General features: G+C 55.3%; 21 protein-coding genes. 8 read left to right on the forward strand and 13 right to left on the reverse strand.

The features are described from left to right. Nucleotides 1–534: phosphoenolpyruvate carboxylase (locus VFO10_RS19340; protein WP_325143235.1), on the reverse strand; the 534-nt coding region annotated here is incomplete at its 3' end. A gap of 209 nt (nucleotides 535–743) precedes the next feature. On the opposite strand from VFO10_RS19340, the gene VFO10_RS19345 reads away from it, so the two are divergent. Next, nucleotides 744–1,019, forward strand: coding sequence for a DUF3817 domain-containing protein (locus VFO10_RS19345; protein WP_325143237.1), 276 nt, complete (start codon nucleotides 744–746; stop codon nucleotides 1,017–1,019). 9 nt (nucleotides 1,020–1,028) lie between these two features. Here the strand turns inward: VFO10_RS19345 and VFO10_RS19350 are convergent, their stop codons facing one another. From VFO10_RS19350 to VFO10_RS19360, 3 genes are all read right to left on the reverse strand, one after another. After that, complete coding sequence (locus tag VFO10_RS19350) at nucleotides 1,029–2,657, reverse strand: ATP-binding protein (protein WP_325143239.1); 1,629 nt, start codon at nucleotides 2,655–2,657, stop codon at nucleotides 1,029–1,031. Then, nucleotides 2,650–4,158: an ATPase domain-containing protein gene (locus tag VFO10_RS19355; protein WP_325143241.1), complete on the reverse strand. Its 1,509-nt coding sequence runs from the start codon at nucleotides 4,156–4,158 to the stop codon at nucleotides 2,650–2,652. Before VFO10_RS19355 ends, VFO10_RS19350 begins: the two co-directional genes overlap by 8 nt. Nucleotides 4,159–4,402: 244 nt before the next feature. Beyond that, nucleotides 4,403–7,528: a PEP/pyruvate-binding domain-containing protein gene (locus VFO10_RS19360; protein WP_325143243.1), complete on the reverse strand. Its 3,126-nt coding sequence runs from the start codon at nucleotides 7,526–7,528 to the stop codon at nucleotides 4,403–4,405. 188 nt (nucleotides 7,529–7,716) lie between these two features. Between VFO10_RS19360 and VFO10_RS19365 the strand changes: the two genes are divergently transcribed. Together VFO10_RS19365 and VFO10_RS19370 are read left to right on the forward strand one after the other, a co-directional pair. Beyond that, complete coding sequence (locus tag VFO10_RS19365) at nucleotides 7,717–8,607, forward strand: GNAT family N-acetyltransferase (RefSeq protein ID WP_325143245.1); 891 nt, start codon at nucleotides 7,717–7,719, stop codon at nucleotides 8,605–8,607. A 15-nt stretch (nucleotides 8,608–8,622) separates the two neighbouring features. Beyond that, entirely contained in the window at nucleotides 8,623–9,336 is a 714-nt protein-coding gene (locus VFO10_RS19370) for a class I SAM-dependent methyltransferase (RefSeq protein ID WP_325143247.1), read from the forward strand. Nucleotides 9,337–9,387: 51 nt separating this feature from the next. Here the strand turns inward: VFO10_RS19370 and VFO10_RS19375 are convergent, their stop codons facing one another. Beyond that, nucleotides 9,388–10,125: a hypothetical protein gene (locus tag VFO10_RS19375; RefSeq protein ID WP_325143248.1), complete on the reverse strand. Its 738-nt coding sequence runs from the start codon at nucleotides 10,123–10,125 to the stop codon at nucleotides 9,388–9,390. 377 nt (nucleotides 10,126–10,502) lie between these two features. Between VFO10_RS19375 and VFO10_RS19380 the strand changes: the two genes are divergently transcribed. After that, nucleotides 10,503–10,685, forward strand: a complete 183-nt coding sequence (locus VFO10_RS19380) for a hypothetical protein (protein ID WP_325143250.1) — start codon at nucleotides 10,503–10,505, stop codon at nucleotides 10,683–10,685. Nucleotides 10,686–10,688: 3 nt separating this feature from the next. Here the strand turns inward: VFO10_RS19380 and VFO10_RS19385 are convergent, their stop codons facing one another. After that, nucleotides 10,689–12,998, reverse strand: a complete 2,310-nt coding sequence (locus tag VFO10_RS19385; protein ID WP_325143252.1) for an adenylate/guanylate cyclase domain-containing protein — start codon at nucleotides 12,996–12,998, stop codon at nucleotides 10,689–10,691. A gap of 192 nt (nucleotides 12,999–13,190) precedes the next feature. Between VFO10_RS19385 and VFO10_RS19390 the strand changes: the two genes are divergently transcribed. Further along, a complete protein-coding gene (locus VFO10_RS19390; RefSeq protein ID WP_325143254.1) occupies nucleotides 13,191–15,989 on the forward strand; it encodes a hypothetical protein in 2,799 nt (932 codons plus the stop codon). A gap of 113 nt (nucleotides 15,990–16,102) precedes the next feature. Next, entirely contained in the window at nucleotides 16,103–16,495 is a 393-nt protein-coding gene (locus VFO10_RS19395; RefSeq protein ID WP_325143256.1) for a response regulator, read from the forward strand. Between the two features lie 20 nt (nucleotides 16,496–16,515). Here VFO10_RS19395 and VFO10_RS19400 read toward each other — a convergent pair whose 3' ends face one another. The 5 genes from VFO10_RS19400 to VFO10_RS19420 form a co-directional block, all read right to left on the reverse strand. Continuing rightward, on the reverse strand, nucleotides 16,516–17,316 hold the full coding sequence (locus VFO10_RS19400; RefSeq protein ID WP_325143258.1) for a substrate-binding periplasmic protein: 801 nt from the start codon (nucleotides 17,314–17,316) through the stop codon (nucleotides 16,516–16,518). 108 nt (nucleotides 17,317–17,424) lie between these two features. Continuing rightward, nucleotides 17,425–19,113 (reverse strand): alkaline phosphatase family protein, encoded by a 1,689-nt coding sequence (locus tag VFO10_RS19405; protein WP_325143260.1) that lies wholly within the window; start codon nucleotides 19,111–19,113, stop codon nucleotides 17,425–17,427. A gap of 45 nt (nucleotides 19,114–19,158) precedes the next feature. Next, nucleotides 19,159–19,962, reverse strand: coding sequence for a LysR family transcriptional regulator (locus VFO10_RS19410; protein WP_325143262.1), 804 nt, complete (start codon nucleotides 19,960–19,962; stop codon nucleotides 19,159–19,161). A gap of 9 nt (nucleotides 19,963–19,971) precedes the next feature. Further along, nucleotides 19,972–20,349 (reverse strand): hypothetical protein, encoded by a 378-nt coding sequence (locus tag VFO10_RS19415; protein ID WP_325143263.1) that lies wholly within the window; start codon nucleotides 20,347–20,349, stop codon nucleotides 19,972–19,974. 104 nt (nucleotides 20,350–20,453) lie between these two features. Then, nucleotides 20,454–21,161 carry a TorF family putative porin gene (locus VFO10_RS19420; RefSeq protein ID WP_325143265.1) on the reverse strand — a complete coding sequence of 236 codons (708 nt, stop codon included), beginning with the start codon at nucleotides 21,159–21,161 and terminating at the stop codon, nucleotides 20,454–20,456. A gap of 235 nt (nucleotides 21,162–21,396) precedes the next feature. Between VFO10_RS19420 and VFO10_RS19425 the strand changes: the two genes are divergently transcribed. Both VFO10_RS19425 and VFO10_RS19430 read left to right on the forward strand, forming a co-directional pair. After that, nucleotides 21,397–22,551 (forward strand): BamA/TamA family outer membrane protein, encoded by a 1,155-nt coding sequence (locus VFO10_RS19425; protein ID WP_325143267.1) that lies wholly within the window; start codon nucleotides 21,397–21,399, stop codon nucleotides 22,549–22,551. A 155-nt stretch (nucleotides 22,552–22,706) separates the two neighbouring features. Then, nucleotides 22,707–23,708 (forward strand): hypothetical protein, encoded by a 1,002-nt coding sequence (locus tag VFO10_RS19430; RefSeq protein ID WP_325143269.1) that lies wholly within the window; start codon nucleotides 22,707–22,709, stop codon nucleotides 23,706–23,708. A 40-nt stretch (nucleotides 23,709–23,748) separates the two neighbouring features. On the opposite strand, the gene VFO10_RS19435 is transcribed toward VFO10_RS19430, so the two are convergent. Both VFO10_RS19435 and VFO10_RS19440 read right to left on the reverse strand, forming a co-directional pair. Then, nucleotides 23,749–24,768, reverse strand: coding sequence for a LysM domain-containing protein (locus VFO10_RS19435; protein ID WP_325143271.1), 1,020 nt, complete (start codon nucleotides 24,766–24,768; stop codon nucleotides 23,749–23,751). 37 nt (nucleotides 24,769–24,805) lie between these two features. Beyond that, on the reverse strand, nucleotides 24,806–26,275 hold the full coding sequence (locus tag VFO10_RS19440) for a hypothetical protein (protein ID WP_325143273.1): 1,470 nt from the start codon (nucleotides 26,273–26,275) through the stop codon (nucleotides 24,806–24,808). Nucleotides 26,276–26,408: the final 133 nt, after the last annotated feature.

A 26,408-nucleotide genomic window follows, 5' to 3' on the forward strand; every position in this document is an offset into this window, starting at 1 on the left:
CGTTCGCCAGAGCCTTTCCAGGATGGTCTTCACTTCGTCTTTGAGCCACAGTCGCTCGACCGGGGTCCACATTTGGTTTTCGCGTTTGACGAGCTGCAGGTAAAGGTCGCGGTGATGATCGAGCACCGTCGCCCTTTTCGATTCCGTCGGGTGCGCGGTCAGGACTGGCTCGACATGAAGCTTCTGCAGGGTTTCCAGGATTTCCTCCTCAGGGAAATTCGCCTGCTTCAAACTTTCGAAGGCCCAGGGCCAAAGTCCGTCTTCCGTTTCCAGGGAGCCCGAGGCCTGCTGCTCCCGCCGTGTCTGGACGTTGATGTTCTCTTCGATCATGCCGAGCAGCTGAAAGGAGATCGACAGGAGCTGCACCAGACGGTAGGGGGAGGACGCCTGAGGCAAAGGCTTATCCTGTTTATCATCGAGCCACGGTATGTAGGGAATCAGGTCCTTATGCTGAAGTTCTTCAAGCACTTCTTTCAGTGATTGCATCACAAAATTCAGATCCTGATCAAACTTATCGACTTTATTGGCGACCACAGTGCACCTCAATCCAATGCGAAACGGGAATTCGCTGTGCAGTGTAGAGAAAGCGCAGCAGGGAAACAAGTGTGAGTCAGGGGCGGGTCGAGGCAAAGATACCGTATGGTAAGCCGGGTGGACCGCCCGGTGGGAAGCAATCTCAGGTGGACGGAATGATGAATTTTCATTATTCGGTCTAACCAGAGTCTGATCATGGGGAATAATACATGCTGTCTCTTTTTCGTTGGATTGGTCGTTGTGAAGGGATTTCGTTCCTGTTACTGCTCTTTATAGCCATGCCACTGAAGTATATTTGGGGCATGCCCGAGTACGTTCGTGTGGTCGGAATGGCCCACGGGGGGCTATTTCTGGCCTACATAGCCCTGGCTAATTATGCGGCTTTGGAATTGCGCTGGTCCCGGCACGTCTGGCTGCTGAGCATGGTAGCCGCAGTGCTTCCTTTCGGCACATTCATCTTTGAAAAGAAGCATCTGCCGGCTTGAAGGGTTTTTTTAAAGGCTGATGCCTTCACTCCGGCCGGTGTAGGCACAGACCGCCTTCAGAAGGCCTGCGACATTGATGGGTTTGGTGATGTGATCACTGCAGCCGATCATGATGGCTCGCTTTCTTTCTTCGACCATGGCCGCAGCGGAAAGGGCTACGATTGGTTTTTGATAGCCCTGCAGCCGCAGCTCCGCGGTCGCTGTGAAGCCATCCTTCACCGGCATCTGCAGATCCATCAGCACGATATCGTAATTCCGGTGCAGGGCTTTCTCGACCCCAATCTGGCCATTTTCCGCAAGGTCCACATTCGCACCATTGCGAAAGAGAATCTGCCGGATCAGGTTCTGATTGTCGGTGACATCCTCGACCACCAGAACATTGACCCCCTGCAGCAGTTTTCGGTCCGTGCTGCTGGCCTGGATCATCCTGGGGCTATCGTCCGAGCTGTGAAAAGAACCTTCCGCCTGCGAGGCATCTATGGTCGCGACGAAGGTCGATCCCACATTCAGGGCGCTTTCCTTTAATTCCAGCGTGCCCCCCAGGGACTGAGCCAAACGCCGCGAGAGTATGAGGCCAAGACCCGTCCCCCCGTATTTACGCGTGGTCGAGGCGTCGGCCTGCATGAAGGGTTGAAAAAGCTGCTCCTGCTGCTCGGGTGATATGCCGCGACCGGAGTCTTTTACCGTGAACTGAAGTTTCGGAGCGCCCCCGTCCGCATCGCTGATCATCATGACGTCAAGATCAACGCGTCCCTTGTTGGTAAACTTGATGGCGTTGCCCATCACATTCAGAAGAATCTGTTTGAGGCGCGTTGGATCGGTGACGAGCATGCGGGGTGCATTGGGGTGAATCGCGACGTTGACGGCTATGCCTTTTTCCGCGGCCTGCTGATGCATGAGGCGCAGGATATCGGCCATCACATCGGGCAGCGAGGTGGCTACGCTTTCCACCACGAGTTTACCGGCCTCGACTTTGGACAGGTCCAGGATATCGTCGATGATCTGCGTCAGGAGTTTGCCGTTCCTTTGGATCGCATCGACGAATTCCGTGCGCTCCTCCTCGGTATTATCGGGATCCAGAAGCAGATCGCCAAAGCCCATGATCGAATTGAGCGGCGTGCGAATCTCATGGCTCATGTTCGCCAGGAAGGAACTCTTGGCCCGATTCGCGGTTTCGGCGTCCTCGGATTTTCTTCGGTACTTTTCCAGAAGATCGCGCATTTCATACTGCCGTTCGCGGTTTTTGAGCGAGGCACGAATCACGCTCAGAAGCGTCATGAGCCGTACGGGACGATCCAGAAGCGTGACGTTGCGCAGTTCGTCAATGGCCTTGAGGATTTCAAAGCCGGCTTCGGTCATGTCCCCACCGCGGGTCAGAACGACGACCGGAATATCCGACCACTGCGGCTGCTGCTGCAGGCAGCGCTTCAACGGTTCAAGCCCATGCGGAAAAATCATCTCTTCGGCCAGCAGCAAGGCCCCGGCACCCTGTTCAATGTGCATCAGAAGATCGCGGAACGAGACGCAGATCTGGCCTTGAATATGCGCATCCTGAAGAACACGGAGAGTCATCTCCGCGTCTATTTCCGATGCAGCCAGGATCATCACGCATAAGTCCGAGGCTGACGTTTCATTCACGGCCGATCGTCCCTTCCGCGGAAAGAATCTGCGGCACTCCGGTCAGGACACCCTGGAAGTTTTTCAAGGGCTGGCCCACCTGCAGTCCTTGCGAGGACAGCGAATATTCCCGAATGGTTGCCTCATGCCTGCCGTTGCGCCGCTTCACGACGGAAATGGCTTTTTTCACGTGCCCCATGATCTCGTAATAACGCAGGAGGATGACGGTATCCGCCAGGTAGCTGATATCCACCGGCGCCTGCATCGCGGTGCCGACCATTCCATGCTGAGCCACGACAAGCAGGGTCACCACACCCTTTTGGTTGAGGTAACTCAAGAGTTCATGGAGCTGAATCACCAGAAATTTTTCTTCGGGCATGGCATTCAGATAACCGTTCAGGCTGTCGATGATGATGATGCTCGCACCGTTTTCCACCGCGCGCCTGACCATGTGAATGAATTCGCCCGGTGAATGTTCCGCCGGATCTATTTGCTTCAGGGTGATCAAGCCCTCTTTCACATAATGGGGAAAGGACGAGCCTATGGTTTCCGAACGTTCCAAAAGTGTCTGAACGCCCTCGTCGAAGGCAAAAAATGCAGTCTTCTGGCCACGCGCAGCCGCTGCGCAGGCATGCTGGGTGGCAAAGGCTGATTTACCGCAGCCGGCCGGCCCAATGATGAGCGTGCTGGTGCCCATCGTGAGCCCGCCGCCCAGAAGTTGATCCAGCCCTTCAAGGCCGGTCGAGGTCAGAGGACGCACATAGCTTTTGCGCCGATCTTTATCCGAATGCTCCGCTGCGATCAGGCGCGGATACACGGCAAGCCCACCCCGCTCGATCGTGAAATCATGGTAGCCGCCGCGAAAGCGAACGCCGCGCATTTTGATCACCCGCAGACGGCGCCGCTCAGCGCCATAGAGCGGCGAAAGCTGCTCCAGCATCACGACGCCATGCGCAAGGCTTTGCAGCTGCAGATCGCCATCCGATGATGTGCGGTCATCGAGCAGGAGAACGGTACAGTTGCGGCCAATGAAAAACTGTTTGAGGCCCAGAATCTGCCGACGGTATTTCAAAGGATCACGGGCGAGCAGGCGCATTTCAGAAAGGGAATCGAAAACCACGCGGACGGGTTTCACGCGCTCGACTTCGGCGAGGATGGACTTCGTCGTGCCACCCAATTCGACTTCGGACGGATGGAAGAAGGTATAATGACCGCCAGGAGTCAATTTTTCTTCAGGAAGCGCCAGCTCGTGAATGGTGACGTTATCCAAAGACCAGCCATGCGAAGCGGCTACAGCCATAAGCTCATCCTTGGTTTCGGAGAGCGTCACATAGAGCCCTGATTCGCCGAGGCGTATGCCTTCCAAAAGGAACTGGAGCGCAAGCGTGGTCTTGCCCGATCCGGGATCGCCTTCCACAAGATAAAGTCGGGTTTTCGGAAAACCGCCACCAAGGATATCATCCAAGCCGGGAATTCCGGTCGCAGCCCTCTTATCAGAATCAATATTGCCCTGGTTTTCCATATGAAATTCCTTGCATATCTGAAGTGTGGCCTCGCTGTGTAATTCCGACGAGCGTTTGAAAATCCCTACACCTCAATTGGGCCAGCTGCGAGATCATGAGGAGGAAATCTATTCCAGGGAAACGTCCTGAAATGTCGTGTTTTGTAGCGTTTGCGATAATTTTAGAACGTGCCTAGGCTGGTTGAACCCTAGCAGCTTCGGCATGAAGCGTCAAGGCAGGCATGTTGCTTATACCTGCGCACGATCAGGGAAGGATACCGATTCCAAAGCCAGGGCCGCCATTCATAAAATCGGATTTGCCTGTTTGTTTTAAGCGATCAAGTTTTCGTTCCTGGCCTTTGGCGTCAACGGCAATCAATTCGTAGGCAGGTTCATCGGAAGGGTCTTCCCCTCCTTCGATGCGAGCTTCATCCCAGATGCTTGCAAAAGGCGAAATCGAACGCAGAACAAGGCGCTGGATGCCGCGCCTTTGAAGATCAGCGGCATCTTCAGCGGTAAGCTGATCCGCAGCCATGAGATCCCAGGCATATTCGAAGGTGAAGTTGTGGTGACCAGGCGCATACACCGCTTTCAAAGGAGCTGTCAGTATGAGTTCACGCGGCAGCAGACCACGAATCACGCTGCTGTCGATATGCACGAAGCGGGTCTTGTCGAAACCTTGGAAGCTGCTGCGACCCTGAATGTTCAAGGAGAGAGTTTCAGAGGCATAGGTTTCGAAGTAGGAGGTCGGCGCCGAACGCTCGGCAGCATAGGGGCTTGAAGCCTGGAATGTACCGGGCTGAAAACCCTGGTAGGCATCGCTTTCGCATGCATGGTCCCCGAGCACCATCTGAAACTCTTCGAAGTCGTCAGGATTTGGCCCCTGACGCATCCGAAATTCTGCAGTCCAAAGGCTCTGCACCTGATTCACGAGAAGACGCGGCTGCGAACGCGGGCGCTCCTGACGACCTGTCCACTGGAGCTCATAGCTTCCTTCTGCCGTCTCGACCGGAACCGAAACGGTGTAGGTCCGGTATTCATGGCGCGTGCCCCAGAGTTCCTCCCAGGGCGTATGCTCAAAACGCGCGAGCCGCGACAGGGAAATATCCTTCCCAGCCCAGCGCAGGCTTTCCACGGGATTGATCATACTGTTGCGCTCATCCGCGGGCAGCTCCTGCAGGGCGACGGAAATCTGCAGCGGTCGTCCCAGCTGAAGCCTCGTCAGCGCGCGGCGGTGCTCGCTGGGGCTCGGACAAAGTCGGGCCTGACGTTCCCCGATCAGAAAAAGGCCGCGATCCAGACCCTGCGTGGACATCGTGGGCATCGGCACGGGGCGCACCTGCTTGATGATGATTTTCTGCGTCCCCTTTTCGCTGATAAGTTTCCATTCCATATCGAGTTTGAAGAGAGCAGGATCTTGAGGCTTCAATGCCTCCCGATAATGTTCATGGACAAGGTTCATCTGTTCGTAAAGCTGACGGTAAAGAGCCTCGGTCATCAGCATGCGGCCGCGGGCCACTTCCGTGCTCGGGATCTGCAGCTCCAATTCCGTGGCTGTGATGCGCGTGGTCTCAGGAATTTTTCCGGCGGGTGGATTGGCGACTTCAAGGTCTTCGCCGGGAAAAGCTGTGCTCTGCACTTCCATGGTTTGCGGACCGTCGCCGCTGCTGTTATAAGCCGGATACGATGAAATCGCGACGCCATTGGCCAGCTCGCCTTTATAGGCTCTTTGCACCAGGATCCCCATGCCGGCGAACTCCTCCTTCACTCCATAATAACGCCGCGCGGACCAGGCCTTCAGACTATAAAGACTCGCCCAGACCTTCAGGACGCTTTTCATCAACGGATCTTTCTTATCCTGGCAAAGACCGGCTTGTTCGATGCGCGCGTCATCACCGGCACAGGCGCCTTTTGATTCATAAAGACCGGCACCGTTGAATTCGGGATGATCTTCGATGTTGCTGCTGGAGCGAAGTTTGATCCGCGTCCCCTTGGGAAAGACCTGAGCGATCGCATCCAAAATCCGGCGCTGCAAAGGAGCAGGAATTTTCGCCCCTTCAATCAAGGCCCTTATGCGCGCGAGTCCTTGAGCATTCGCCTGGGGATGGAGGCCTGGGCCCAAAAGCAGGGAAAGCTCCTGGTCCACAGCGGAGCGCAGCGAAAGTCCCTCCGCTGTTTGACCCAGGCGCAAAGTTTCCGCGAAAATTCCCAGGGGAAGTGCAAGACCTTCGGTGACAGTATGATCAGGAATGATGCGCCGCAGCTCCGCTACATTCGCAGCCTTGGCGCCGACCTTGTCCGCATCCGCGCGGCCGAGTTCATCCAAAGAAACAGGTTCCGTCAGGCTGCGATCGTAATCATGCAAAACCAGCGGCTGAGGTTTTTTCAAAGCGGCCAGTGAGTCCGCTTCGGCAGGCGTCAGGGCTGAAGCGGAGCGCACCAGGATCTGGCAGGTGCCCACGGCATCACCCGTCGCCTGAACGAAGACAGCTTTGCCGCTGCGCGCGAGTTTCAGCCAGCTTTCCTGCGCCGTCGCCTTCTCTTCATAAACAAAGGGAATGCCGAGCATGCCGGCGAGGAGCGCAGGATGCGAGGAAGGCGATGAAGTCCGGCTCACCACGATACCGGCCACGATGGGCAGTTCACGCGGCACATCATCCATCACGAGAATATCCGAAGGTCCGATCGCACCCTCCGCCAGCAGACCTTCCAACTCTCCCTTTTTCACAACGCGAACATGCCCCACACCCCAGCCCGCGTTATAGCAGATGCGGGCCTCGGCCGTATGGCGACGGGCTAGCTTGATACCGAGGGCTTCAAAACGGGCCGCGTCTTTGAGGACGAAATCCATCTGTTCAGGTCCGGGCAAATAAAAAAGCGTCTCTGGCACCGAGGGCATCTTTGTGCTTAATATCGAGAAGACGGCCGTGACCGACTCGGGATCCAAAGGATCCTGGCTCATCAGCTGAACATCCGCGATCGGCGGGTTATTATACTCATCGACAGATTTGGGAATCAGAAGAGTACCCAAAAGAAGACGACGGCCTTGAGCATGCTGGGAGATCGCATCCACCTGCGCTGCGCTGAGGCCTGCGTACTCCGGCAGAGTTGTCAGATGCTCGGCATGATAGCGAAAGCGTTCCGGGTGCCAGATCAGTTTGGAAAATTTTCCGGACGCGTCCAAAGCGATCGAAAACTTGATATAGCCGCGGTACAGGGGATCCTGCCAGGTCCCGACGAAATAGGTCCAAAAAGTTTCTGTGGTCAAGGGTTCCGGTTCTACGGTAACCATGCCTTCGAACTGTTTCAGAACGGAGTCAGGCGGCTGGGCTGGTGAGCACGACAGAACGTGTCCGCATAGGGCCAGGAGCATAAGAATTCTCAGGATCATGACCGTCTCCAACGCAGGCGAAGTGGGGTTGAGGGGCGCTTTTAAATGGAGCAAAGCCCCGGCAAAGTCAACGTTCATTTACGTGAGTTTCCCGCTTGATGAAATACGGGAAAAAACCCATGGTTGGAGACTCCAGGATTTGACTGACCGGCTGATCAGAGGCATTGAGCGGAAAACAAGGAGGCCCCATGGAGTGTCGATTGGCAAATGCAGATCAAATCGCGCAGGCTTTTGCGCAGGTCCATGTGGTTTGGCCGCATGATCCTGACCCCGCCTTGCACCTTGAGAAAAGGCTGGCGTCCAAGCAGCATCAAAGAGCCAGCTGGTTCGTGATCGAAGATGCGGGAACGGTTGTCTGCAGCCTCGGGGCTTATCCGTTCCAGCTCTTCGGTCCTGATGGGGACCGTCCCGCGCGGGCCTTCGGTGCCGTCTTCACCCCCGAGGCGCATCGGGGACAAGGGCATGCCGCGCGGCTGATCAGCTGGGTTTGTGAGCATTATGCGGAGATGGGGACGCTCGATTTCATTCTCTATTCCGATATAGATCCGGCCTACTATCAAAAACTCGGGTTCCAAACGCTGCCGTCCTACGAGTGGGCCTGGGATTTGCCTCGATCCGGCCCGCGGGTGGACATGACCGTATTTCCAGCCCGACCCCTGGACCCCGAACTGCCAGGCTTTCGTTATGGCATAAGGCGCCAAACAGCCGATGCGATTTGGGTTCAGGAAAAACAAAACAGCCCCCTGCGCCTCAGTCGCTGTCTTGCGACCGGAAACTGGCTGCTTTCGCGTCAGGACCATGGTACGTACACGCTGCTCGAGAGCAGTCTCACGCAATCTGCCAGCGACTGGCCCGAGCTGCTGCGTCTTATGGAAAGTGACGCGCGTCAGGCCGGTTGCCATCGCGTCAAAGGTTGGTGGGTGAGTCACGAGCCCCGGCCCGAGGCATCCTGGGAAAACGTGTTCAAACCCCGGAGCCAGGAGATCCTGATGTGGTCTTCGCTGCGTGGCGCGGGTGATCCCTGGCGCGCTGATATCGGACAGCATGGTTTCCGGGCTTTGCTGAGCGAGCATGTGTAAAGAGGAGCGGTTTTGATGCAAGGATCCAAACTCATTCATATCGAATTCATGGCCGAGAAAAGACCAATTCGCGTGGTCGATTCCTTCGATCAATTTCTGGATGAGTTCGCTGTGGAAGTCGGCGGGCAGTTGACGGATGAACGCTGCCCCTTCGGTGTTTTGCTGTGGCCAAGCGCCAGGATCGTGGCCCGCTGGCTGGTGAACGAAGCGCCATATGACCGTGAGGCGCCGCTGACGATCATGGAGCTTGGCTGCGGCGTGGGATTTCTATCCTGTGCTCTGGCTCTGATATTTCCCCGCGCGACCATCGTGGCCTGCGATTATGAAACGCAGCTGGGCCGCTACGTGAAAGCGAATGCGGAGCTTTGGGGTGTGAGTGATCGCGTCCGCTTCCAGGCAATCGATTGGCGTCAGCCGGTGCCGGAAGAATACCGGGGCCGGGCGGATTGGGTCCTGGGCGCCGATGTTTTTTATGATGACAGTCACCTGAAGCATCTGCCGCCTTTTGCGCGGGATCTTTTGAAGGCCGATGGTCTTCTGACTCTGGCTGACCCCAAACGCTTTCGCTTCGGCACCGCCCTGGATATTCTGAAGCAGCATTTTATCCTGAAACGCTGGGTCGAAGAGGACTGCGATATCGAGAAGGAAGGCATCGAGGACTTCATGGTGAATAGCGGAGTCTTGAAAACCAAGGTCTCGATCCTTGAATTCGCCCAAAAACCATCCTGAATGAAAAATGGCCCTTCCGTGAAGAAGGGCCTATGAGAAAAGGGGAGCTTCTCAGTTCCCGTTACATCCCCACCACACGCCGCCCAGCCAGTCATCAGCAGCTTCATCGTATTCATCACCGCAGTTGGGATCACTGGAACCACCGCTGGCATTATTGCGATACGAACAGGCGTCATGATCCAGACAGTCCTTGGTCCATGACGAGGGCGCGCCCCAGCCGCAATCGGCTCCGCAGCGTCCCATGCAACCATAGTTATTCGGCCAGTTCACGCCGACCACGATATTTTCCGCCACGTATGTCGACAGCTGCGTATTCCACTGAGCGGTGACGGTCGAACCATTCTTGATGCAGGTGATGCCTTCGTTTTTCAAGTGCGTGCTGTTGAAGTTCCGGGTGGGGAAGGCATAGTTATCGGGGGCCTGCGAAAGATAGTCGAAGGCCAGATAAAGAGTTTTCTGTTCGATCGGCGAGGATTCCGTCACATTTTCGGTCCTCGCATAATCCTGGGCAGCCTGTGACAGGGCCTTGCGCTCGGCTTCGGTGAGCACAGCGCCGTGCCCGTCGATCTTTTGCAGGCCGGATTCGGTGCTCATACCCAAATCAAACTGATGATCGTTGACCTGGATGGCCACTTCCACGGTATTGGTTGCGGTTGAAGTCGTCTCATAGACGATCGCGACCGTTTCTCCGCCTATCTCATACTGAAATCCATCGCGCGGTGCGTTTGGATTCTGCTTGGGAATGCCGCAGGCCACGAATGTTAATGCCAGGAGAGACAAATATTTCATGTATCTTACCCCATTGTGGACTCTTTATAACAACTCTCTTCGGCAGGGGGGGCCGGGATTGAATGCCGGGGACGGGCGCGTGGCAAGACTGTGAATTAAGGCGCTTCCTCGGCGGTCAGGCGGTTTTTTAAAGTTTGCATGGGGGAAGGCCGCGGCCGCCGATCCGGTGGGAAAACCCTGCCGCTTGCCCAAGCGGCCGGGACTCCAGCTAAAATAGAAAGAGAGGGATTTTTCTTGGGGCAGGACCTTGGGCCGGTGACTTTTGCCCGGCGCTACTTACAATAAAATCATTTTCTTACATTTCTCAGTGAATTCCGGAAAATTCGCGCCGACAGAGGGTTAAGTATTCGAGTAGCAATGCTAGGGGAGGAAGGTGCATGGGTATGGCTTTGGCTGTGACGGTGGCCGTCGGGCTATTGGGGAGTTCGCTGACCTGGCTTTGGTTCCGCATGTCTCATGAGAGGCATGACGACCCGGATATAGCCGATCTCGTGAAGCAGCGCCGTTCGAATTTTGAAGAAAGCGTCCAGAGCGCGGAAAAGCTGATTCGGAAGGGCTAGGGCTTAGGCCGCCGGTTTCCCCTGACGCTGCAGCTCCTCGAAGATCCTGTTTCTTTGGATACCATTCAATCCTAAAATCTTCGCACCGTGTTTGAAACGGTGCTGATCAATTTTGCCCCAGCGGATTTCAATGGTGAAACTCGCGAGACCCCAGTCCTGCAGTTTCTTCATCAGCCCTTCGTCTTCGACATCCATGCTCACATCCAGCAGCACGTCCTTGGCAAGGAAGATATCCCCGACCAGGGCGAGGCCCGTGCGCGAAAAATCCCTGAGTTCAAAGACCCCGTGCTCGGAGCGCAGAAGCACCTTGAGGGGCGGCAGTTCCAACCTTTCCTCCAGGCGTTCGATGCGGGCGAAATTCCAATAGAGCCTTTCCGCCCTTTCAATGGCTCCCGGTTCGGATTGAAACGGATCCACCTGCCAGGCCTTCACCAGTTGCTGGGAGTGTTTCACCCGCACGTATCGGGGGATCAGGATGCTGGCATCCGCCCATGGACCAAGCAGTTCACGGGTCTCTGAGCCTATCATGATACGGAAGGGTTCGCAGGCGCTTTCCAGGCGCGAGGCGAAGTTCACGCCATCTCCAATCAAGGTGAAGTCAAAACGGGTTTCGTTGCCGATATTACCAATATAGACCTGGGCTGTATTGATGCCGATTCGGGCCGGATAGAGAGCTTCGCCTTTATCATGGGCGGTGAGACAACGCTCATAGAGTCGTCTTTGAATGGCCATCGCGCACTGCACCGCCTGATCCGCGTGCGCGCTTTGCGTCTGGCCGAGCAGGTTATAGCCAAAGAAGCAGAGAAGGCCATCGCCCAGGGTTTTATCTATGACGCCTTCGTGCCGGTGAATAATGCGGGTGGCTTCATGCAAAAGATCCTTGAGCTGCGCAAAGGTCTCCTGAGGCGGCAGACGCTGCGAGGTCAGGGAAAAACCCACCAGATCAAGGAACATGATGCTCACGTTTTGGGCGGATGGCTCCTTGATCAGGACATTGGGATTGGCGAGGATCTTCTGCAGCTGATCAGTCGCGATCACATCGGCGAGCGCCGCCTGAAGCGTCCTGTTCTTGCTGTCGCGGCGCATCATTTTCCAGGTCAGTGCGGAAAGGCTCAAGAGCACGAAGCCGAGGTTCGGCCAAAGCCAGAATATTTTGATATCGGCGAAGGCGAAGAGCGCGAGCCCAAGCGCGGCCGCACCAGAGGTCGCCAGGAGAAAGATCAGCGCAAAGATCATGGGCTCCAGTAAAAGCCCGGCCAGGACACCGAGCATGGTGCCAAGGAAAAGTTTCGGCAAGGATGCTGCGATGGTTTGAATCCATTGCCCTGTGATGACGCTGTTCACCATCGCTATCATCAGATAGCCGCCTGGGATCGAGCCCATCGGCGTTTCCACAAGATCCGAGCTGCCGGTGTACATTCCGGGTAGAATCAGAACGATCTGTTCGGGCGTGATGACATCCGCAAAGCTTACATTCTTTTCCGCCCGTTTGAAGGCGCGGTCCAGGCTGAAGGACTGCTTCAGGATCGTTTCGCGATCCAGTAAGTTGACCAGGACCTCGGCGGTGCGCGTCGTCATGCGCTGACCATTGATGGCGATGCCCTGAGGACCCACTGTCACCCAGTCCGCAGCCCAAAGGCTCCAGTGCGGGATTAGAACGTCCGCTGCAGGTCGATGGAAGAGCTCCACCGTTCCACCGCCGCTGTAGTGCGCATGTCCAAAGAGGGAAAAACTTTTCTGGACATCGACATGGGGACCGTAAACAGCACGCGGCGTGACCGGCAGCCAGTCGAGTTCCATGTCCGAAGGCATCCAACGTTTTTTCGCCCAGATCGGTAGATCAAGGGGAATCGGTTCGACGAATTTAAGGGTGTCGGCCGTCATGAATACGATGGAGGCGAGCGGCACACCCGCGGCCTTCAGGTCTTCACTGATCTTATCCGCATCATAGCGGCCGCGCGGTGTGGCAAAGATCTTATCGATCATAATAAGGCGCGGCTTGGCGGCGGCCACGGCCTTGAAGAACTCCGCCCATTCCTGAAAATCCAGATCATCGCGACCCAGACTGCGAATGGAGCGATCATCCATGAAATAAATCTTCAGCCGCGGATCGAGCTGCGGTCCTTGACCCATGGCTGCCCGCAGACGAAACTCCAGGGCCTGGATCAACTTCTGGTCCAAAAGCTTTCCCAAAGGACTCGATTCCACCGCATGCAATCCCAAGGCGATCAGGATCGCGGCCAGCAGCCACCTTCCTAAGATGGGCCGTGGTGCGTCGCGGGCATCGAGCCAGGATTGAAGCCTTTGGAACATGGGACCTCCGGTAAGGCTTTCGGCAGAATTCGCGGCGAGGGTTAGCGGAAAACAGCGCCCGGGATGAATCTTTAATGCGCCCATTGCAGTCGTGATATCCCAGTAGAAACAATATATTAAAGCTGTCCTTCGCCTCTCCTAAGACAGCCGGGGCACGGGCCGATAAGATTCGCAAGAGATAAGGGAAAATCCATGAACTTGCGAATGTTACCTCATAAGGCGGGTGCCCTGCTGGCTTTCGCTTTCCTTGTGTTGGGTGCCTGCGTGCCCGGCGGCAAAGACCAGCGAAAGTCCGCGCCGCAGGATTCCAGCGTGGCCACTCCAGGTGCCGATGATCCCGAGATTCAGGAGCTCGGCGCTACCGATCCCGTCTCCATTGCCGGTGTGAATCTGATAGCGGATTATCAGAATACCCGTGCGCGCTGTGATTTTAAAAACATCGCGGCGGATGATTATGAAATATTCTGTCGCGTCACCATCACCAGTGAACTCGGCAGCGAGTTTCTGCCTTTGAAAGTCAAGCCGACCCTGCAGCTCTCGTGGCAGCAGCCGGTTCAGACCCGTGGTGAATTTCGCCTGGATCGCTGCCAGGAATCACCCGATCATCTGAGCTTTCAGTGTCAGGGTCAGCTGAAATCAGGAACTTCGGCACTGGAATTTCCTCTCCAGATCATCGACAGCGCGCTGCAGCAATCCCGCATGGAAAGACCGGAAGTTCTTCTGCCTTATTTTGTGGGCGTGATTGAGGGCGACTTCAGTGATACGCACCGCTCGTTCCAGGGCCTGCCCGATCCTTCCGTGGATACGGCCGTGCTGGATAAACAGCTGGTGCAGGCCGGCTTTTTCCGAACCGAAGTCGACCGCTTCGATCACAAGGTGAATGTGCTGGATGCCTGCGAGCATGGTGATCTCATCATCATGGCGACGCCGACTTACATTTATATCCACGACAGCAGAAAGAACGAACTGAAAGCGGTCGCCGGACGCTTTGATGAGAACGTGCGGTTCAGCTATCGTTTTGAAGATCCCCTGCGTTTGAATCATCAGACCTATCGCGTGGCCTGCGGACCGGAAGGTTTCACGACCTACCATGCGAATAGCGGCTTTGATGTGGATAGCACCGGGCTTTTCAGCAGTGCCCTGCGTGCGCTTCATTTTGATTACCAGGGCCGGCTTCTGCGCTTTCAGGATGCGCTGACCGATCAGGTGACGGGCCGCGTGGCGCAGAATAAAAGCAATCGCAATCTTTCCGCGCTCGGTGCGGGTCGTCAGCGCATCGGCAGCATTGTCAACTATGATGGCGAGAATTTTCAGCTGGTCGATATCATAAAGTCCGCGGATCAGCTGATCTGGACTCTGAGCACCTATGCTCCGAACAAAACCGAGGCGCTCCGTTCACGCGTGCTGCAGACCTTGGATATCACAGCCGGCGACGTCATCACCGGCGGGCTGGTCGATGCCTCTGTGCTGGCCCGATTTGTGCGGGATCGTCCCGAAATACTTCTTTATTCGGGCCGCTGCAACTATAACCTTTATGATGTGAAAGAGGGCCGTATCCAGACGACCGTCGGCCCCAAAAAGGATGTGATGACTGCGCCCGGAGCCTGCGCCGAGGATACCGTCATCCCCGGTCGTGAATTCGCGCGCTTTGGACCCGGATCGTTCATTTTCAAGATTGATAATGAAACATGGCGAACGGTCGATAGCCAGCAGCAGATCAAGCCTTTGGTCAGCGGAACCCTGGCCTTCACGCAGGAGCCTGTGGACCTTTTGAAACAGGGCCTCATGCCAGCCTTTGATGGACGGGTTCCGGTCGGGTCCAAAGTCTATCCGCTGGCTGGGGAACGGCTGCTGGTCACCAACCTTACATACCTTGGCCTTATTCAGCAGGGTCGGCTGCAGCTGATCTCGGCCAACAATCGCCTGCGCACGCCTGAGGTCGGACGGATCCATAACATTTTCTTTGAAGCGTCCACGCAGAAGATACTGAGGATCTATAACCGGACTCAGGGGACAGCGGCCACGGCCGTCATTGAAGTTCTCCAGGGTGAGGCCTTCGTTCCTTTCCTTGAAATTCCCTGCAGCGCGATCGTCGCTACGGGAACCTGTGCTGAATATATCTTCAAGACCGGCGCGACATCAGCGAGCTTTCTCGTCACCAGCCCTGGTGCCAGCGCCTCGGTCCCCGATCGTTCGGATGTTCTGAGTTACGATGGGAAGACGCAGGCCGTGAGCAATCAGGGCAGCTATGCGACAGCGCGGACCTATCGTTATCGCAATACGCGCGGTGAATCGCTGTCGAGCCGCATGATACTGCGGCATGAAAGTCAGTCGACCTTCTTGCTCTTTGATGCGAATACCGGGGTGTCGACGCCTATCAACCTGCCCATGGCCACTTATATGGATGCGTCGTCGATCTATTCGATTAATGAACAGGCAGGCACGCTCGATCTTCTTGTGGCCAATTCATTTGAGTCCGATCCATCGAAGAACTTTTCGGTTTTCCACATGGATCTGAATAACCCGAGCAGTTCAGCTCCCCGCATGGGTTTGGTCAGCGTGCCCCCTGCGGGTTCCAACAATGCCGCCCTGCCTTATACCGTGCCGCAGGATGGGCTTGATCTCACGCTTAACCTGGGCTTTCAGGCCAATGCGAAAGCCATCGATCAGCAATCGCATCTTTACTTTTATTTGCCGAGCGCGATCTATATGGCTCCGCTGGGTTCGTCGAAACTGGTGAAGCTTCTGGATTTGGAAAGCGCTGCCGACTGCGGTGGGCAGGCTTTTCATGGGACAGCGAAGGAAGGCGAACTGCGGACCCGGATGAAAACGACGATGAAAAACCTTTGCTACAACAAAACTGATGGTTTGTTTGTTGCGAATGGCTGCCGTGGGCGACAGGGTTTTCTGAATTTTGTGATTCGTCAGTACTATGGATCGGAGAGCGCGAACCTGACTCTGGTCACAGCGCCGTGCACGCTCCTGCCCTAAAGGCTCGTGACGGTAAACACTGGTGGATTATGACAAAAATGCAGCTTGCAGTTTTTCACGTAAGGCGTCAAAGAAGAATTCGTAACATTTGCCGAATATTGTGAGTCTGATCATTGAGTCGTCTATACAAAATACTGGTGGCCGAGGATAATGAATTGATGCTGGAACTCCTCTCCGCCGAGGTTCAGGAGTATCTGGTCACCGTCGATCTGCGGCAGGCCTGCGATGGTCATGATGCTTTGAGCAAGGCCATGTCCGAACCCTTTGACCTGATCATCTCGGACAACGTGATGCCGGGTCTTCTGGGTTCCGCTGTGCTGCGCAGCTTGCGTTCGAATCCAGGACCGAATCAGAACACGCCTTTTATTTTTTGCTCAGGGAATTTCTCGCTCGATGAAGTCAAAGGGCTGAAGGATTGTCATCTTCTGCAAAAGCCCTTTGATATGCGGCGACTCCACGCGCTGCTCGCGCGCCTCTTTCAGTACGAAAATCCTCATTTCGCCTGAACTCCCGACAGGTAGCTTATTCATGGTCGATTGGGCAGATCGGGGCAGGCGAGTCCATAGCTGCGATAGATCGCGCAGAAGCTGCCATCCTTTTTCATCTGCGCAAGGCAGGCATCCAGCTCTCTGAGAAACGCAATGCGGTCCGGGATATGTTGGGATTTTTTCGAGACTGCCGTGAAGTAATGCCCATCATGCGCGACCCAATCCAGGACTTTGACCTGATCCTTAAGGCCCAGACGTTGAGCAGCGTACAAGGCAGGCTCGACCGCATTCACGAAAGCATCGATGCGGCCCGCCAGAAGCTTGCGAAAATTCTGTTCGGTGCTGGCCGCCTCGTCCACGGTCCGCGCCTTTCTTCGCTCCTCGACGTATTTCATGAACATCGGCGAATAGCGCAGTCCAATGATGTGCCCGAGCCTCAGGCTGTCAAAATCCGTGGGTTTCGTGATGCTTATGTTGGAATCGGCCCGAACGAAAGGCCGATATTCCGTGCGAAAGAGTTCCTGGTGCCCAAAGTCGACGAAGCTTTCCCGTGCCTCGCTATAGGAATAGGTATGGATGTCGATGAAGCCTTCCTGCATGCTGATCTGCATGCGTTCAATCGGCAAATCGACGAAGATGAAAGGGCGTTTGATCGCGTTCAGGCACTGGCTCAGCGTATCCGTGGTGATGCCCTGCCGCCGTCCCTGGGAGTCTTTGAAGTAATAAGGGGGAAAATCCGGGAAATTGATTTCAATCGGCGCGCGCGGAGGCATGCCTTCTGCGGTCACGCTGCTGCCAGTAAAAAAAAACAGAAGCCAAGGGTAAAGCTGTGGGATCATGAAAACCTTTCCCAGCAGAATAAGCCTGGCTTCCATCTTATGATGATTCGCGAAAAGCCGAAAGGCAGGAAAAGCGAAAACCTGCGAAGGCGTGACGCTCCAGGAATTCTATTCAGGTTGCTTGCTGCCTTCTTTCAAAGCTTCCGACAGCACCCTTCCTTCCGATCCGCTCGGTGGAATGGTGCCAGTCAGGAACGAAAGCGTCGGCGCCACATCCACGACATTGACGGTCTGCCCATAGCGTCCGGCTTTGATGCCTGGACCGCTCATAATCAGCGGAACAAAGCGATCATAGGCATATCCGGTCACGTGCACGGTGGGGATGCGGGTATAAACGTGATAGGGTTTGGGAATGAACACGATATCGCCGCTGCGGCCTTCGACATAGGTTTTCAGAATCTGATCTGCAAAGAGCCCGGGCGGCAGGGACCGTTCGCGAACGTCTTCGCCTGTGAACGCATACTGGATGCCGCCCATGATATTCGCCTGCATCCGCGCATCGCGACCCAATTTTTTTCGCACATCCACCATGTTGAGTCCGGCCGCGCGCAGGGCCTTGGGATTCAGATAGTAATTCAGATCCGTGTAGCCGAGCATCCAGGGACCGTTCTTCGGCTTCCCATAATTTTTCACCATGATGTCTTCGCAGGCTTTCAGAATTCCATCTTCGTCGATACGGCCCGCGGGTATCTTGACCTCCTGGAGATATTCGGTCAAAGGCGAGGCTCCATGGTCCGAGGTGAGTACGACCAGCGTATTCTTCAGACCCACTTTCTGATCGATGCTGCCGAGGAGCCTCGCCAGCATCCTGTCTTCGAATTCCGCCAGGAATTCGAGTTCACGGCTATTCGTGCCAAAGGTATGGGCGACCGAATCATGGCTCGAATAGCTGACGGCCAGCACATCAGTATGCGGACCCGAGCCGAGTTTCATGGACTCAAGAGCCGCGATGGCCATATCCGTGGTGATCTGCACGCCGAAGGGAAAGAGGATGGCGTGCCGCGAGCCGGTCTTCGTCTGGTGCGGGAAATCCACGCCGATTTCATCCAATGGGGGCTTTCGTTCGAGGTGCCTATTGTCCGGCAGCGAAGTCCCGCTCTCATCACCGTCCGCCTCCCACTGCAGGATGTCTTCGTGCCTCGCCTTCAGAGGTTCATTGATGGCCTTGACCCAATCAGGGAGTTCACCCTTGGGAAGATAGTAGCGGCTTGAAACCCAGGACGCCGATTCCTTATTGAACCAAAGCGCAAGGTCCGCGCGATGACCTCCGAGCAGAACCGAGGAGCGTTCCTTCAGGGAAATGGCCACCGCTTTCGACTGATAGCCCGAGTTTTTCAGCTCGTCGATGAAGGTTGTGCCGCCGATGTTTTTCGGCGAGATGCCTCGGACGGGAAAACCCTTGGCATCGCCGACGATGGGATAGCGCTCGTCGCTGGGCGCTTGAATCAGCTGCCCGCTTTCGCGATCCATCCATTCATTCAGGATAATCTGATGCTGATAGGGATAGGCTCCCGACATGATCGTTGCATGACCGACGGCCGTCAGACCCTGAAGATGCTGATACTGCGCCAGGGGGAAATAAGCCCCTTCCTGCATCAGATAACGAAAGCCACCCGGGGTTCCCGACTTCCCGCGCGGGGGAAGAAAATTCCGGCTCCAGCGCGGCAGCTGATCGGATCGCAGCTGGTCGATCACGACGACGACCACAAGTTTCGGGACCTCAGCAAGGGCCGCGGATGCCAGGCCCAGACCAAGAGCGATAGGAAAAGCCATCCCTAGCTTGACGCTGATGCGCATGGTTGATCCTCATGTTTCAGGTTTTCCTGATTGTAACATGAGAGTTCAGGGTTGAGGCAAAATATCCAGGAGAGACTGCAGGGCCTCGGGCATCTGTTTATAGCGCAAATGCGAGGCGAAAATGGTCTGATCCGGCAGTTTCTTGTTGTGATAGCGGTAAAGGTTTTCATCCGCGGCCGTCAGCATATGATCGGGCAGCACGGCGATGCCAATGCCCTGCCGCACGAGCTTCATGATGGCCGTCATGGAATTCACCTGAATGATGCGGCGCGGATGACGGCGACCGAGCTGCAGCAGATGATCGCCGGAACCGTAGGTAATCCAGCGGTAATCACTGAGCCGATCGAAGTCGACCTCGCTGGTCGAAACCAGGACGAAGACTTCATGAAGCACAGGACGCGACACGATCAATTCGCTGTCGATTTCAAAAGGCGTGAAGACGAGTTCGAAACGCCCGGCCTCCAGACCTTCCCGCAGGGCAGGAAGATCCGCCATGGTGATATTGAAGTTGTGATCGTTCTTTTGATAGTAGGGGCCGAGGAGAGTCTGAAACCAGCTTTCCAGAAGGCCATGGGGAATGCCGACTCGAATGAGACTGCGTTCCCCATCCGCCAGCAGACTTTCGGCTTCGGTTTGAAAGTGTTTCACCGCATCATAGAGCCGCTTGCCTTTGGCCGTAAGCGTCAGGTGCTTCGAGGAACGAATCAAGAGCTCATCGTTGATGGATTCCTCAAGCAGTTTCACCTGGCGGCTGACGGCCGACTGGGCGATGTTAAGTTCTTCGGCGGCCTTGGAAAAACTGCCCTGTTCTGCAGCCGCGAGAAAAGCTTTCAAATAGCGAAAGTCCATGGATCCTCTTTATTTCTTATCAGGTGCTGAACGAATCATGTCATAGCAAGCCGCGACGCTTCCCGAGTAGCTGAACCGCTCGATCGCCTTCTGACTGTTGTCGGTAAAGAAGCTGATTTTGCAGTTTTCACTTTGCGTGTAGATTTCGGGACGCCGCCAGTAACCGAGGGTCCGCGAATAAAGTTCGCTGGCTTCATAGGTCAGGACCTTCGCTCCTTTTTCCATCACATAAACACTGCGCGGGGCTCCCCATTGCTCGACCAAAAGATCGGGATGCTTCCCAACCCAGCCTTGCAGCGAGGAGTCCAGGCGATCGCTGTAATGCACGCAGGCGCTGAGCATGGCGCCCAAAAGAACTATATAAAATCGGATGTTTCTGTAAACCATGACACCTCCCTTCGCGACATGGACAGCCCATTCTATATCTGATTGCGGGCAAAGCAAAGCCCCGTCCTGGCGTACAGGACGGGGCTTTTTGAATGAGAACGGGATTAGAAGGTGTAACTGGCACCCGTGGTCACAAAGAGTTGCTCCTGTTCCTCCAGATCGTTCACGTCCTCGTCGGTTTCGACAACGTAATTGACCGAGGCCGCAAGGATCTTGTATGCGGCGGCCGCCGAAAGAGTGAGATGGCTGAGGCCATCCTCGCCTTCTTTACGGTCGAGGTAGGCCAGGGTTCCTCCCAACGTCCCGCTGACACCGCTTTGGGCGAAGACTTCCTGCTTCAGCCCCAGCTCGTAATAATTGCTGTCCAGGATGCCGCCACCGACACCATGATAGGCCGCCAGGGACGGATTCAAAAGGGTAGGCAGGCTGATTTTGGCCATGATCTCCTGATCATTATCGAGTTCGGAATCAGGATAGATGTATTCGGTATAACCCAGGGAAAGCGTCACCGCTTCCAACGGAATATCGAAGCTGGCGAAGGCATCGACTTCCTGCTCGACTTCCGTCTCCTCGGCGTCCAAAGCCTGATTGCCCCAGGCGCCGATGGTCAGACCCCCGGACTGCAGCTTCAGGGTCGGCTGCAGAACTGGATTTTTGTTCACAGTCATTCCACGGAAAATATAGGCCGACGCAATATCCAGGCCTGCCGTGGTGTTGATTTCCCTTCCAGGTGCGATCTTTTCCATATCCACGGCCATAGCGGGAAGAGCCGTGGAAGCGAACATGGCAATGGCGATCCGGGCATGAATCATAGTGGGTCCCTTTCTTCGTCGAAGATTCGATGGCTGGGCTGATACTGGATTCTGCTGCTTTTTCGCGCAAGAAGCGCCTGCACGTGCCCTTCAGGAAAGGTCCTACCGTAAGGTCGTCATCTGCCTCCTCGCGGAAGCTTTTTTGGGCGAAAGACCAACGGCGACTCATCCTTTGCGGTAAGGGGGCTTCAGAGTTTTTGTGCAGGCACCGATCTTTACTCCAGGAGATTCCTTAATGTTGCAGCAAACGAGACGGATGAAGGTTCAACCGCCCGGTCCTTTGGGGTGGCTGGTTTCGTTTTTGTTTGCCGTCACCCTTCTGATGGTGCCCATGGCCTTGGCGCAGGTCCCTACGGACGACCAAAAGCGCACGGCAGGGGACGAGGCCGTCACATCCGACATGGGCGGCATGCCTTTGCTTTTCCGCACGCCGGAAACCGGCCTCGCCATCGGGGGTGTGCTTCTCTATACCAGCGGCCTGGATAAAAAGCGGGCTTCGCCGATTATTTCGGGGCTCATGTATACCGAGAAAAAGCAGATCCTCTGGGGCGTCGGTGCCCGACAGATCCTGGACGGTGAAGACCGTTCCATCTATGCCTATAGCGAAATCGCCAGGTTTCCCCAGACTTTCTTCGGTGTCGGACGGAATACCAAACGCGGTGAAGCCACGGCCTATCAGGAAGAGCGACAGAACCTGGAATTCGGCGGCGATCAGGAACTTCTTCCCCACCTGAGCGTGGGATCGGGATTAATTCTGAGGAACGACACATTCAAAAGTCTGGAATCCGCGGGCAAGGGCCTTCTGGGTTCGGGGCTTTATCGTGGTGAGGACGGCGGACCGCAGCGCGGGGCTCAGGTTTACCTTCTGTGGGAATCCACGAACGATAATTATTTCCCCAGCCAGGGTCAGAAGATCCAGCTGTTTTCGCAGCATTATATCAAGCAGTGGGGCAGCCGTTATCCTTTCTCGGCGCAGAAGCTCGACGCAAGGTCCTATCATCTGCTCGCCCCGAATTGGATACAGGCGCATCAGTTCTTCGTGCAGAATCTGAACGGCGATCCTCCTTTCTATCAGCTGGCGCAATTGGGCGGGAATGATCTTTTGCGCGGTTATTATAAGGGCCGTTATCGCGATCGCAAGCTCATCATCCTGCAAACCGAAACGCGCTATCGCTTTTCCAAGTATTGGAATGTGGCTCTCTTTGGTGGATTCGGCAACGTGTCACGGGAATGGAATGAAATGCCGGACGAGGCCCTGAAGCCTTCGTACGGAACGGGCGTGCGGTATCAGATCAGTCCGAAGCAGAAGATCAACGTGCGCCTGGATGTGGGTTGGGGCGATGATCAGGGTGGGCCGCAGATCTATCTTTATGTGATGGAAGCCTGGTAACTGTCAGCTTTCTGAAGGCTCCCGCCGTCCAAAGTTGTGACCGTCTCAGGTCATGGGATTTGATTAAAGCAATGAAATCAAATCGATATAAATTTTATACCCCGGGTATAAATTTTGCACAATGCATTGCAGATCATCGAGCCTGAGGAGTTTTCATGAAGTCGATCCTTATCATGCTGCTGAGCCTTGCGCTGGCCGCATGTGGTGATGCCAGTTTTCAACGCGAGCGATCATCCGATCGCAGTCCCGCGCCTGATACCCAGGATGAGGAAACGTCAACGCCGATGCCGGAGACGACGCTTCCCGAATCATCGGATCAGCTTCCAGAAAAACCTGCGACGCCGCCACCCGCTGACGACAAAGTTCCCGAGGCCCTTTATTATCCGGGGCGCCCTGGTCCCTATGCTGTGACCACTTACACCGAGAATCTGGCTGATCCTGGCTACAACTCTGCGATCGTCTACTATCCGAGCGACCCGAAAGCGGTCATCATCGGTGCGAGCACGCTGAGCGGTGGCTTTACCAATACCAAGGAACAGATGTCCTGGCTCGGCCAGCATCTTGCGAGTCATGGGATTATCGCTTTGGTCTTCACGCCGACCAACAATCAATCCTTGAATCCTGTGATCTGGGCCAATGGGCATAAAGGTGGTTTTCAGAAATTGAAGGCGGAAGGACAAAGAGCCGGTAGTCCCATTCAGGGGAAGGTCGATGCCAGCAGGATTGGAATCATGGGTTATTCGATGGGTGGTGCCGGCACGATCCTCGCGGTGAATGAACTCGGGACTGCGGTCAAGGCAGCGGTTCCGATCTGTGCATTCCGTCCCGTGACGCCGACCGCTGCAATTCCCCTGATGCTCCTGACAGGGACCAACGATACCGTCGCGATTCCCGGCAATATCATCAACGCATATGAAGCCATGCCCGACACGAGCCCCAAAGCCCTCGCTAATTTTAGCGGCATGACCCATCTTGATGTTCCGAACGGTGGAGCGGCGGCGCAGCACGAGAATATCGCGTATTATGGAACAGCCTGGTACCGCGTTTATATGGGCGGTGATGCGCGTTATAAAACTTATCTATCAGGTGATGAACAGAAGAAGAAGGTGGATGCGGGGACGTTTGCGAATGCGGATGATTTTCGCCTTGTGCCGTAAAAGAGCTGAGGCCCAGGCCCCAGCTCCCGTCAAGAGCATCTTAGAATTCGTAACGGAGAGCAATCCCGGCGCCGCGTCCGGTGACCTTCTGGCGAATGCCATCAATCCCCTGACTGCGTCTCTCGTATTGAAGCGAGCCTTCCAGGCTTAAACCGGATTTCCATTCATAGGAAAGCTGAGTTGAAGCGGTGTAGCTCGATCCTTTGCGTATATCCTGGCCTTCAGCAGACGCAGGTGCATGAAAGCTCCCGGATGCGCCAAGGCTCCAACGCCAGCTTTCATGAATCACGACATCATAGCCCAAAGAGGCTTTGGCGAAATCGACGAACACGGCCTCCAAACCGAAGTTCGCGATCGCCAGCTGCTTGAAGAAAAAGCTCTGCTCGGTGCCGAGCTCAAGGCCCAGATGCAAGCGATTCATGAACGTCATCTCTCCGAAGAGACTCAGTTTATAAAGCGCATCGCTTCCGCCTTCAAAACGACCGTCGTCAGTATCCTTGAATTCGGCGTTCTTTAGCCCCAGAGATAGACCTACGCGCGAATCGCTGCCGGGTTTATAGTAGGCATCCAGGTCCATCGCCGTCTGCAGTTCAGAATCCAAAGTGGTCTTGAAGCTGCGCTCATGATCGACCGCTTCCATTTCATCTTTTACAAGGCCGAGACCCATTTTGATACCGAAGGATCGTTTGGGTTCCAAGTCCTGAGCCGGCTCTGAAGCTGGAGCAGGGTCGGAGGATTCTTCCGGGCTGACCAAAGTTTCATGGATAGGCTCAGCCGGCTGATCCGGTTTGCTGATGGCATCCTTCGGGCTTTGATCAGTCAGCTCATCGCTCAGGCGAATCGCTTGAGTGGGGCGGATGCGGTCGGGATTTTGGATCTCGGGGTTTTTTTCCAGAAGTTTCCGCAGGGAACCCTTGGGCCCATAGATCGGCTGACCGAATTCGCGGGCCGCGATGTGGGAGAGCGTGTCTCCCTTTTTTACGTTATAAGTCTTCGCCCAGGCAGCGTTTTGAGTTAAAAAAGCCAATAGGGTCAGACTCGCAGCAATCTTGCGGTTCATTATCGACTCCGTTTATGCGTTCTCTCGCAGCCTGGCCTTATTTTTTGGACACTTCCAGTACTACTGTTTCCGTGCCGCACTGCAGTGTGACCTTTTCATGGTCTTCTTTGCCTTTGCCATTGTTGCCCTTGGGAATCGGCGTTAGGGTACAGGTCGATATTGTAGAAAGCATGGCATTCAGTTGCGTGAGCGTGCCGTTCGTCGTCGAGACGAAGAGTTCATACTCTTTGCGAAGGTTATCATGCGCAGCTTTCAGAGTTGCATAGTTGCCTTCGGCAGCACCTACGCGACCCTGTAGAGCCGTCAGGCTGGTCTGAAGATCGTTGGCTTTCAACTCCAGAGCGCTTACTTTGTCCGCAATATTTGGCAGAAGAGCATTCACAATCTCCTTCACACGCTCGGCTTCTGAAGCAATATGGCCTTCGACTGTGACCTTCAAGGCGCCAAGAGTCTGGCTCAAGGTCACGTAGTTCGCGCTGATGGAGTCATTGGTTTCCTTCTGGGTCTTCACAAAATCATCATATTCATCTTCCAGGGCGTCCAACTGTTCCTGGGTTCTGCCTTGTGCGGCATAGAGGTCAAGGATGTCTTGAGCCATAGCTTTGTCAGCATCTTTCAGGTCGCTGATTTTATCGCGCAGCTTACGATCAACATCTTTGATTTCATTCCGAATTCGCGTATTCTCCCATACGTTATCCGCAGCCACCAGAATAATTTGGGCCTGCAGAAGTCCGTAGCTGATCCACAGTTTTCTGAATTCTCGATCCGTGCTGGAGATTACGCTATTCACGCGGCCATCCAGTCGAGCGATCTCGCTCACAAGAACCAGGTCCTTGCTTTCCAAAGCTCCCACTCGGCTTTCCAGTGCAAGCTGCAGCACGCCCAGCTGTCTCTTCGCTTCCGCAGCGACTGCGATATCGGCGTTATCCACCCGCTTACGCTCATCGGCCATGTTGGCAAGAATATCTTCAATGGCCTTCTTATTCGCAGCATCAAGGGCGTCCAATGACGTGCGCAACTCACTTTCCACGGCATCCAGATTCCCGTGAATCTCGTCCAAAGCCGCTTTCTCAAGGACCGCCTGAGCCTCTAACCTGGCGGTGAAAGAGGTTTCCAAGGTTTTCAGGGCCTTGGCCTGGGCGTGGATTTCCTCTTCATGGTGTTCAATCATGCCATCTATATCGGCAAGGCGACTGGCAACGGACTTCGCCTGATCTTCGAGCAGTTTCAGGCGCGTATCGTGAAGTTTGACTGCTTCCTGCAGTAAAGCTGCAAGAGCTTCATTCGCACCCAGGCGATCGGCAATATCCTTGATCTTTTTGCTGAGGCTTTCTTTTTCAGCCGTGGCATCGGCGGACTCACCTGCTTTGAAGTCATCAGCCAGGACCACGCCGTTATTCTGCTTACAGCCTTCCAGGGCGCAGGTCATGGGGCGACTGCACGAGAAGGACAGAAGGCTGCTGACGAGAACGACAGACAAAAGTCCGAGTGGTCTTTGACGACTCATGGATCGTCTCCTTGAAAAAGAGGAAATTGGATTTGAAGGGGACACGTAGCAAGAGACGATCCAGGGTAAACCATACGAGCTGGGGAATGAGGTCTCGGGGGTTGCGGTGTGATTCTTACGTCGGGGCTTGAGC

Origin of the sequence: Oligoflexus sp. (assembly GCF_035712445.1) — a bacterium.
GTDB lineage: Bacteria > Bdellovibrionota_B > Oligoflexia > Oligoflexales > Oligoflexaceae > Oligoflexus.

Excerpts from the sequence above, each read along its gene's own strand:
- VFO10_RS19345 (WP_325143237.1), top strand. The coding sequence starts at position 744 with ATGCTGTCTCTTTTTCGTTGGATTGGTCGTTGTGAAGGGATTTCGTTC.
- VFO10_RS19355 (WP_325143241.1), bottom strand. The coding sequence starts at position 4,158 with ATGGAAAACCAGGGCAATATTGATTCTGATAAGAGGGCTGCGACCGGA.
- VFO10_RS19360 (WP_325143243.1), bottom strand. The coding sequence starts at position 7,528 with ATGATCCTGAGAATTCTTATGCTCCTGGCCCTATGCGGACACGTTCTG.
- VFO10_RS19365 (WP_325143245.1), top strand. The coding sequence starts at position 7,717 with ATGGAGTGTCGATTGGCAAATGCAGATCAAATCGCGCAGGCTTTTGCG.
- VFO10_RS19370 (WP_325143247.1), top strand. The coding sequence starts at position 8,623 with ATGCAAGGATCCAAACTCATTCATATCGAATTCATGGCCGAGAAAAGA.
- VFO10_RS19375 (WP_325143248.1), bottom strand. The coding sequence starts at position 10,125 with ATGAAATATTTGTCTCTCCTGGCATTAACATTCGTGGCCTGCGGCATT.
- VFO10_RS19380 (WP_325143250.1), top strand. The coding sequence starts at position 10,503 with ATGGGTATGGCTTTGGCTGTGACGGTGGCCGTCGGGCTATTGGGGAGT.
- VFO10_RS19385 (WP_325143252.1), bottom strand. The coding sequence starts at position 12,998 with ATGTTCCAAAGGCTTCAATCCTGGCTCGATGCCCGCGACGCACCACGG.
- VFO10_RS19390 (WP_325143254.1), top strand. The coding sequence starts at position 13,191 with ATGAACTTGCGAATGTTACCTCATAAGGCGGGTGCCCTGCTGGCTTTC.
- VFO10_RS19400 (WP_325143258.1), bottom strand. The coding sequence starts at position 17,316 with ATGATCCCACAGCTTTACCCTTGGCTTCTGTTTTTTTTTACTGGCAGC.
- VFO10_RS19405 (WP_325143260.1), bottom strand. The coding sequence starts at position 19,113 with ATGCGCATCAGCGTCAAGCTAGGGATGGCTTTTCCTATCGCTCTTGGT.
- VFO10_RS19410 (WP_325143262.1), bottom strand. The coding sequence starts at position 19,962 with ATGGACTTTCGCTATTTGAAAGCTTTTCTCGCGGCTGCAGAACAGGGC.
- VFO10_RS19415 (WP_325143263.1), bottom strand. The coding sequence starts at position 20,349 with ATGGTTTACAGAAACATCCGATTTTATATAGTTCTTTTGGGCGCCATG.
- VFO10_RS19420 (WP_325143265.1), bottom strand. The coding sequence starts at position 21,161 with ATGATTCATGCCCGGATCGCCATTGCCATGTTCGCTTCCACGGCTCTT.
- VFO10_RS19425 (WP_325143267.1), top strand. The coding sequence starts at position 21,397 with ATGTTGCAGCAAACGAGACGGATGAAGGTTCAACCGCCCGGTCCTTTG.
- VFO10_RS19430 (WP_325143269.1), top strand. The coding sequence starts at position 22,707 with ATGAAGTCGATCCTTATCATGCTGCTGAGCCTTGCGCTGGCCGCATGT.
- VFO10_RS19435 (WP_325143271.1), bottom strand. The coding sequence starts at position 24,768 with ATGAACCGCAAGATTGCTGCGAGTCTGACCCTATTGGCTTTTTTAACT.
- VFO10_RS19440 (WP_325143273.1), bottom strand. The coding sequence starts at position 26,275 with ATGAGTCGTCAAAGACCACTCGGACTTTTGTCTGTCGTTCTCGTCAGC.